Source organism: Buchnera aphidicola (Chaitophorus viminalis), assembly GCF_026122795.1.
GTDB lineage: Bacteria > Pseudomonadota > Gammaproteobacteria > Enterobacterales > Enterobacteriaceae > Buchnera_J > Buchnera_J aphidicola_BK.
On the sequence record NZ_JAIWQV010000004.1, the window covers coordinates 20,190 to 29,165 of the forward strand.

An 8,976-nucleotide genomic window follows, 5' to 3' on the forward strand; every position below is an offset into this window, starting at 1 on the left:
TTATATTTGTTCTGATTGTATTGCAGTTACTACAATAGTATATAAAATATCTTTTATAGAAGCTCCTCTTGAAAGATCATTTACAGGTTTTTTTAAACCTTGTATTACAGGACCAATAGACACTATTGAACAAGATCTTTGAACAGCTTTATATGCAATATTTCCACTATTTAAATCAGGAAAAATAAAAACATTTGCATTTCCTAATAATTTTGATTCAGAACATTTTATATTAGAAATAAGTATATCAGTAGCAGCATCATATTGTATTGGACCTTCTATCAATAAATCAGGACGTTTTTGACGTACTAAAGTAGTAGCAAATTTAACTTTTTCAACCATTGGTCCTGATCCAGAATCATTAGTAGAATATGATAACATTGCTATCTTTGGATCAATTCCAAAATTTTTTGCAGAATCCGCAGATTGTATAGCAATTTCAGATAAATCTAATGCACTAGGATTAGGATTAATAGCACAATCTCCATATACTAATATTTTATCTAAAAATAACATAAAAAATATAGAAGAAATTAAATTTGTATTTTTTTTCATTTTTACTAATTTTAAAGCAGGACGTATCACATCAGCTGTAGTATTTATAATACCTGCTACAACTCCATGATATTTTGAATGTTTTTTTAACAAAAGCATAGATAATAAAATATTATTTTTTTGTAGTATTTTTTTACATTTATGTAAACTAAAATTTTTATTAAATTTATAAAAAATTTTAATATATTTTGAAAAAATATTTTTAGGATTATAAATTTTAATTTCTTTTGATAATTTCAAACCTAAAGAATAAGATTTTTTATAAATTATTTCAGGATTCCCTAATAAAATACATTTACATAAATTTAATTTATGACATAAATATGCAGCTTGAATTATTTTTTTATTTTCTCCTTCTGGTAAAATTATAGATTTTTTAATTTTTTTTGATAATTTTTTTAACTTATATAAAAACTTATAAGATGACATGTTATCTTGTACAACATTTTTTTTTTGAAAAATAGAATATATCTTATTAGATTTAATAGAAAAAAAATTATTATATAATTTATTATCTTTTATTAAACTACTTTTAATAAAATTGATCTTATTTAAATTAAATAATATATTAGAGAAATTTTCCTTAGAAGAAAAAACTGAAATACCAATTTGAATTAATTTATTATATAAATAACTTTTAATATATTGTACTTTTTTATTTTCAATTATTAATATAGAAAAATAAATTCTATGTTTTTTAATAAAAAATAAAATTTTTTCTAAAGAAAAAAAATTTTTTGAAGTAATTATTAATAATGTATTTTCATTAAGGTCATTTAAAAAATTTAAATCATTATTTAAAATAAATATAATAGAATTAATTTTAAAATCATTAACTTTATTTAAAAAAATTTTTTTTGCTTTAAAAAACAACAATAAAGATTCTTTATTTATAGAAAAAGAATTTTTATATATTGAATTAAAAGCTAATATTGGTAAATTATTATATTGAAAAAACTTTTTTGTTATAAAATTTTTTTTATTTAAAATAAATTCATTGTTTTTATTCATTAAATCACTTTTATTTTCTATATTTAATTGACTAAAAGTATTATTAAAAATGACTCCTAAAATTTTTAAATTATTATGTTTTAAAAAAAAATTTTCTAAAATATACATTTTATAATTCAATTCTTGCGATAAACTATTTTCAATAGTTATAACAAATATAATTTCAGAATTTAAAATTCTAGCTATATCTAAATTTAACTGATTGTAAAAATACATAGAAAGATTATTTAAATACGTGAAACCTTCTATTAAAACTAATTTTTTATTTTTTTGAAAATAATATGAATCTAATATTTTTTCTAAATATTTTGTATATATTTTATTTTTAAATAAATTTATTTTTTTTTGAATAAAAATTGGTTTTATGCAATTTATAGATTTATATTGATTTTTTAAATTAAAATAAGTGCTTTGAAAATATTTTGATGAATTTTTTTTACATAATAAAGGAGAATAAAAATTAAAATCTATTTTATTTTGATTTAATATGTTAGATAAAGATAAAATTAAAGAAGTTAAATTTGTATTCGTTCCTATTGGAATTAAAATAATTTTTCTAGCCATATAATCCTTTTTAAATAATTCAAAATAAAATATTTTTAAATATTTTTTTTATTAATTAATTTTTGTGTTTCTTGTGCAATAAATAATTCTTCTTTAGTAGGAATAACTAATATTTTTATTGAATTTTTTGTATTAATAAAATATTTTTTATGAAATTTAGTGTTAGTATTTATATTTTTATCTATATACAATCCTAATAAATTTAACTTAGAAATTACTTTTCTTCTAATTAAAAAAGAATTTTCTCCTATACCTCCAGTAAAAACAACTGCATCTAATCTTCCGTTCATTAAAGTACTATACGCTCCAATATATTTTGCTACTCTATGACAAAAAATTTTTATTGCAAGTTTAGAATTTTTATTATATTGATAATTTTTTTCAGAATAACGACAATCACTACTTTTAGTACTAATTCCTAATAATCCTGATTTATGTGTTAAAATTTTTTCTATAGATTCTATACTTAAACCTAACTTGTTATACATAAAAAAAATTATTGCAGGATCTAAATCTCCACTTCTTGTACCCATCACTAAACCTTCTAATGGAGTTAAACCCATAGAAGTATCTATAGATTTTCCAGATTTAATAGCAGTAACAGAAGATCCATTACCTAAATGGCAGCTAATTATATTTAATAAATTTTTTGATTTATTTAAAACTTTAGAAGTTTTGTTTAAAATATAATTGTGACTAATTCCATGCGCTCCATAACGACGAATTTTATTTTTTTTATAAAATTTATAAGGAATAGCATATAAAAAAGATGATTTAGGAAGAGAAGAATGAAAAGATGTGTCAAAAACAGCTACATTATTTTTCTTTAAATGTGGAAAAAATTTTTTAGAAATTTGAATACCTTTTAAATTTGCAGGATTATGTAATGGAGCAAAAATAGAAAATTTTTTAATTATTTTTAATATTTTATCTGTTATAATTACAGATTTATTTAATTTATCTCCACCATGTACTATTCTATGACCAATACCATAAATTTTATTATAACAATTAAAATATTTATTTTTAATTTTTTTAAAAATAAAATTTAATGCATCTGAATAATTAGTATAATCAGATAAATTTTTTGTATATCTTTTTTTATCTGAATATATAAATACTACAGTATTTTTTAAAAATAAACGTTCTATCATTCCAGAAACATATATTTTTTTAGAATTAGGATCTAAAATAGAAAATTTTAATGATGAACTTCCACAATTTAAAACTAAAATTAATTTTTTTAACATAAATAATACTCAAATTATAAAATATCAAGTTTATAAAAATAAAATATAAAAATTTTAATTAAAGTATTTAAAATATAATTAAAAATATAAAACTTAAATATTATTAAAAATCTTTAATATATTAATGTACAATATGAAATTTCTTTTTTATAGATTTAATTTTTAAATTTATAATTTCACTAATTGGATCATCTGGACATTTATTAATAAAATATGAAAAATCTTTTATTGCTAAAGAATAACATTCTAATTGAGAATAAATTAATCCTCTATCTCGTATTTCATAAGGATCATTTGGGTAAAATTTTAATAAAACATTACTTACTTTTAATGCTAATAAAATTTTATTTTCTTCCATTAAAGCTGATTTTAAAGTATTTAAAATCTTTTTTAAAATATCTTTAGATTTTGATATTTCTAAATATTTTTTATACAATTTTGCTGAAGAACTAATATTACCTTTTAACCATAATTCTAAAATATGATGATTTAAAATATCTCCATTAAAAGGATTAATTAAAATAGTTTTTTTATGTACAAAATCTGCTCTTAAAATAAATTGAGTTGGAAAAACAACCGGACTTAAAGGTATTTTTAATTTATCTGCAAAATGTAATAAAATTACTCCTAAAGAAATCGCAGTTCCTTGATATGTTTTTAAAACTTTATCAATCCATAATACATCTGATACATCATACTTTCCTTCGATTGCTCTAAAATTCCAATTCAAATAAAATAATTCTAATAATTTATTTAATTTATTAACGGAATTTTCTTCATTAGAAAGATAATTTTCAGCTTCTTTTAATTTATTGTCTAAATTAGAAAAAACTTCTTTTGTAGAAAAATTATTTTTAATTTTTTTAAAACATAAAAAAATAGATTCTAAAATAGTAAATTTAGAAAAATTTATATCAGAAAAATAGTTCATATATTAACCAAAGTAAATGTTATTAAATTAATTAAAAATTTAAATTATAAAAAAATTATTAAAATTATTTTATTTAATATAAATTTATATTAATAATATTTTTGACCTGAAGTAACTCTATTTTTTCCACTGTAATCTTTATATGTCTGAATATTAATATAATTATATAATTTAAAAAGTTTTTGAATCATTTTTTTTTGTTTCCAACCATGTTCAATTAATAACCATCCTTTATTAAATAAGTAATCTTGAGAATATTTAATAATTTTAATTATATCAGAAAAACCATTATTTTTTGATATTAATGCAGTAATTGGTTCAAATTTTAAATTATTTTTTAAAAAAAAGAACTCTTTATAACTAATATATGGTGGATTACTTACAATAATATGATATTTAGTATTACATATAGAAGAAAACCAATTACTACAAAAAAAAATTATATTTTTTAAATTAAAATTATTTGCATTATACCTAGCAATATTAATTATTTCAGATGAATAATCAATTCCTGTAACATGACAATTTAATTTAGAATGAGCAATAGCTATAGCAATATTTCCACATCCAGTACCTAAATCTAAAATTTTATAAGGATAATTTTTAATTTTCATTAAAGATTGTTCAACTAAAATTTCACTATCTGGTCTAGGAATTAGAGTTTTATTAGATATAAAAAAATTTAAAGACCAAAATTCTTTTGTCTGAATCAAATATGCTAACGGTTCATTGTAAAAACGACGTATTAATAATTTATTTAACATTTTAATTTCTTTTGAATTTAAATCATAATCTTCATAACATAAAATCCAACTACGTGGTTTATTCAATACATAAGTTAATAAAACGTCTATATCTAAAATTGAATTATTAATATTAGCTAAAACATTTGAAGCAAATTTTTTCCATTTTTTAATTTTCATTCATGTATCTCAGACAATTTAGATAATTTTTTTGCTTGATATTCTTGCATAATCGGATTAATTAAAAAATCTAAATTTCCTTCTAAAATCTTATCTAATTTATATAAAGTTAAATTTATTCTATGATCAGTAATTCTATTTTGAGGAAAATTGTATGTTCTATTTCGATCAGAACGCATACCACTACCTAAAAGATTTTTTTTAATTAACGCAGATTCTTTATTTTTTTTTAAAACTTGTTCAGAATGAATTCTAGCAGATAAAACAGATAAAGCTTTAGCTTTATTTTTATGCTGAGAACGTTCATCTTGACATTCTACAACAGTTCCAGTAGGTATATGTGTAATTCTAATAGCTGAATCTGTTGTATTTACATGTTGTCCACCTGCTCCAGATGATCTAAAAGTATCAATTTTTAAATCTTTAGTTTTAATTTTAATTTCTTGATCTTTTGGTAATTCAGGCATAACAGCAATTATACAAGTAGATGTATGTATTCTTCCTTGAGTTTCAGTTTGAGGAACTCTCTGTACTCTATGTCCACCAGATTCAAATTTTAAAAATCCATATGCTCCATTACCAATAATTTTTATAATAATTTCTTTAAATCCACCATGTTCTCCATTATGTGAATGTATTAAATCTATATTCCAGCCTTTAAGTTCTGCATAACGAACATACATTTTGTATAATTCTCCAGAAAATATAGAAGATTCATCTCCTCCTGTAGCAGAACGAATTTCTATAAAACAATTTAAACTATCTTGAGGATCTGATGATAATAAAGATAAATTAATTTTTTTTTCTAATTGATTTTTTTTTTTTATTAATATTTTTAAATCTTCTTGTGCTAACAAAGAAATTTCTGAATCATGTAATAAATTTTTTGTTTTTTTTATATTAAATTCATTCTTTTTCCATTTTTTAAAAAATAATACTGTATTAGAAATTTTTAAATGTTCTTTAGATAAATTTAAAAAATATTTTTTATCTTGTATAGTTTTTTTATTAGATAAATGACTTTCAATTTCATTTAATCTATTTTCTAAAAATTCTAATTTTTTTAATATAGAATTATTCATAAAAAATTATAAACCTTTTTAAATTCATTAAAATTTTTTAAAACATATTTAAATATTTAATTTAAATTTTATCATATCTTTAATATTTTAAATAAAAATTTATTAAATTAATTTTTTTAAAAAGATATAATTAATATATTATAAATATAATTTTTTAAAAAAATATATCTAGTTTGATTAAAAAATTTAGTTTTATATAACATTTTTTTTAAAATATTAGTTTTATAAAAAAAATATAAAAATTTATATACAATTTTTATATATAAAAATTATTTAAAAACATTTATATTATTTTTAATTTTTTTAAAAAATTTTTAAATTTTAAGTTATTTAAACTAATATAGGATGTATATGTCTAATATAAAATTATTTTCTGGAAATTCTGTTACTGAATTAACATATTCTATAGTTAAATTATTAAATTCAACTTTAGGAAAAGCTACAGTAAGTCGATTTAGTGACGGAGAAATTAATGTTAAAATTAATGAAAATGTCAGAGGAGGAGATATATTTATTATTCAATCAATTTGTGCTCCTTCAAATGATAATTTAATGGAATTAATTATCATGGTAGATGCTTTAAAAAGAGCATCTGCTGGAAGAATTACAGCTGTAATTCCTTATTTTGGTTATGCAAGACAAGATAGAAGAGTGCATTCAAAAAGAGTCCCAATTACAGCAAGAATAATTGCAGATCTGTTATCTAATGTAGGAGTAGATCGAGTATTAACAATCGATTTACATGCAGAACAAATTCAAGGATTTTTTGATATTCCTGTAGATAATATTTTTGGAAATTTAATATTATTAAAAGATATGTTAAAAAAAAAATTTCAAAAACCAATAATAGTATCTCCAGATATTGGAGGTGTAATTCGAGCAAGAGCAGTTGCTAAACTTTTAAATGATACAGATATGGCTATAATTGATAAAAGACGATCTCATGCAAATATCTCTAAAGTAATGAATATTATTGGAGATGTAAAAAATAGAGATTGTATATTAATCGATGATATGATCGATACAGGAGGAACTTTATCAAATGCCGCGTATGCTTTAAAAAATAAAGGAGCTAAGCGTGTTTTTGCATATGCTACTCATCCAATTTTTTCTGGAAAAGCATATATTAACATTAAAAAATCATGTTTAAATGAAATTGTAGTATGTGATACGATCCCATTATCTCAAGATATAAAAAAAATATCTAAAGTAAGAATATTAACTGTATCTAATATGCTTGCTAAAGCAATTCGTAAAATCAGTAATGAAGAATCTATATCAGCTATGTTAAAAAATTAAAAATTTATAATTATTTTCTATAAAATTGAGTAAATTAATAACAAAATAAACTATTTTTTATTTTATTTTTTTACTCATTTTATCAATATAAGCCATTCCAAATGCAGAAATTACAAAAGTTAAATGAATAATCACACATAAAATTATTTTATTATCTAAAACTTTTTCTGCTTCCATAAATAATTTTAATAAATGTACAGAAGAAATAGCTACAATAGAAGAAGACACTTTATTTTTAATAGAATTAACATCCATTTTACCCATCCATTCTAATCTATTTTTATCATCTTCCATATGCATTTTAGATATAAAATTTTCATATCCAGAAAACATTACCATAATTAATAAACCTCCTACTAAAGCAATATCAATTAATGATAGAACTACTAAAACTAATCCTGATTCTGAAATTACTAATATCTCTGGAAGAACATAAAAAACTTCTTGAAAAAATTTTAAAGTTAATAAAATAAAACCTAAAGATAATCCAAAATATACTGGAAACATAAACCATCTAGATGCATAAATCAATTTTTTAATCATGTTTTATTTCTTCATGTTATACTAAAAATTTATTTATAATTAAATATTTATTTTATAAAATCATTAAATTATAAAATTTAGTCAATTTAAAAACTTTAAAATAAATATAAACACTTAATTAAAATTGGAAAAAAATAAGAATGTATTAAAAATAATTTATTATTTATATGTAAAAATTTATTCATAAATAAAATTATAAATAATATTATAAAAATACCTCTCAATAAACCAAATAAAAATCCTAAAATATAATTGTTTAAACCAAGTATTCCACAATCGTAAAAAAAATTTTTTAAAGCATGATACGATAAAGACTCTAAAAATAAAAAAATAAAAATAAAAAAAATAATAAATAAAACTGTTGGAAATAAAAAATTATATATTAAAAAAATTTTTTTTAAAATGAATATATCAAATACATAAAAAATTAAAAAACTTATAAAAAAAATTAATATAGATATTATTTCCCTTAAAAAACCTCTTATTAAACCAAAAATAGTAGATAAAAAAATAACAATGATTATAAACATATCATATAAATTCATATATATTCCAAAAAAAATTGTAATTTTAATTTATTTTAAATAAAAATATATTTTTATAAAAATAATTATTTAAAAAAATTTTATTATAATAAAATTATTTTATATAAATATATTAATACATTTGAAATATATAATATAAAATATTTTATTAATATAAAAAATTATCTAATATAATTTTTTAAAAAATTATTTTTAAAATTTATAAATTTATATTAATTTATTTTTAATAAATGTAATAAATTTAAAAATTTAAAAAAATAAAATATATAAAAT

The 8,976-nt window shown here is 18.5% G+C and carries 8 protein-coding genes; 1 reads left to right on the top strand and 7 read right to left on the bottom strand.

All coding sequences use genetic code 11. The annotated features are described in order from the left end of the window. The 5 genes from pta to prfA all read right to left on the bottom strand — a co-directional run bounded on the left by pta (position 1) and on the right by prfA (position 6,316). Positions 1-2,130 carry a phosphate acetyltransferase gene (gene pta / locus LDP12_RS02045; RefSeq protein ID WP_265226714.1) on the bottom strand — a complete coding sequence of 710 codons (2,130 nt, stop codon included), beginning with the start codon at positions 2,128-2,130 and terminating at the stop codon, positions 1-3. Positions 2,131-2,165: 35 nt separating this feature from the next. Continuing rightward, on the bottom strand, positions 2,166-3,380 hold the full coding sequence (locus tag LDP12_RS02050; RefSeq protein WP_265226715.1) for an acetate kinase: 1,215 nt from the start codon (positions 3,378-3,380) through the stop codon (positions 2,166-2,168). Positions 3,381-3,501: 121 nt separating this feature from the next. Beyond that, positions 3,502-4,311 carry a tetratricopeptide repeat protein gene (locus LDP12_RS02055; protein ID WP_265226716.1) on the bottom strand — a complete coding sequence of 270 codons (810 nt, stop codon included), beginning with the start codon at positions 4,309-4,311 and terminating at the stop codon, positions 3,502-3,504. A gap of 89 nt (positions 4,312-4,400) precedes the next feature. Next, positions 4,401-5,234 carry a peptide chain release factor N(5)-glutamine methyltransferase gene (gene prmC, locus LDP12_RS02060; protein WP_265226717.1) on the bottom strand — a complete coding sequence of 278 codons (834 nt, stop codon included), beginning with the start codon at positions 5,232-5,234 and terminating at the stop codon, positions 4,401-4,403. Beyond that, a complete protein-coding gene (prfA, locus tag LDP12_RS02065) occupies positions 5,231-6,316 on the bottom strand; it encodes a peptide chain release factor 1 (RefSeq protein ID WP_265226718.1) in 1,086 nt (361 codons plus the stop codon). The genes prmC and prfA overlap by 4 nt, the downstream gene beginning before the upstream one ends. A 351-nt stretch (positions 6,317-6,667) precedes the next feature. Here prfA and LDP12_RS02070 point away from each other — a divergent pair, with 351 nt between their 5' ends. Beyond that, a complete protein-coding gene (locus LDP12_RS02070; RefSeq protein ID WP_265226719.1) occupies positions 6,668-7,615 on the top strand; it encodes a ribose-phosphate pyrophosphokinase in 948 nt (315 codons plus the stop codon). Positions 7,616-7,672: 57 nt separating this feature from the next. On the opposite strand, the gene LDP12_RS02075 is transcribed toward LDP12_RS02070, so the two are convergent. Next, on the bottom strand, positions 7,673-8,158 hold the full coding sequence (locus LDP12_RS02075; protein WP_265226720.1) for a TIGR00645 family protein: 486 nt from the start codon (positions 8,156-8,158) through the stop codon (positions 7,673-7,675). Positions 8,159-8,253: 95 nt separating this feature from the next. Next, a complete protein-coding gene (locus LDP12_RS02270) occupies positions 8,254-8,703 on the bottom strand; it encodes a CvpA family protein (RefSeq protein WP_414734428.1) in 450 nt (149 codons plus the stop codon). Positions 8,704-8,976 lie beyond the last annotated feature (273 nt).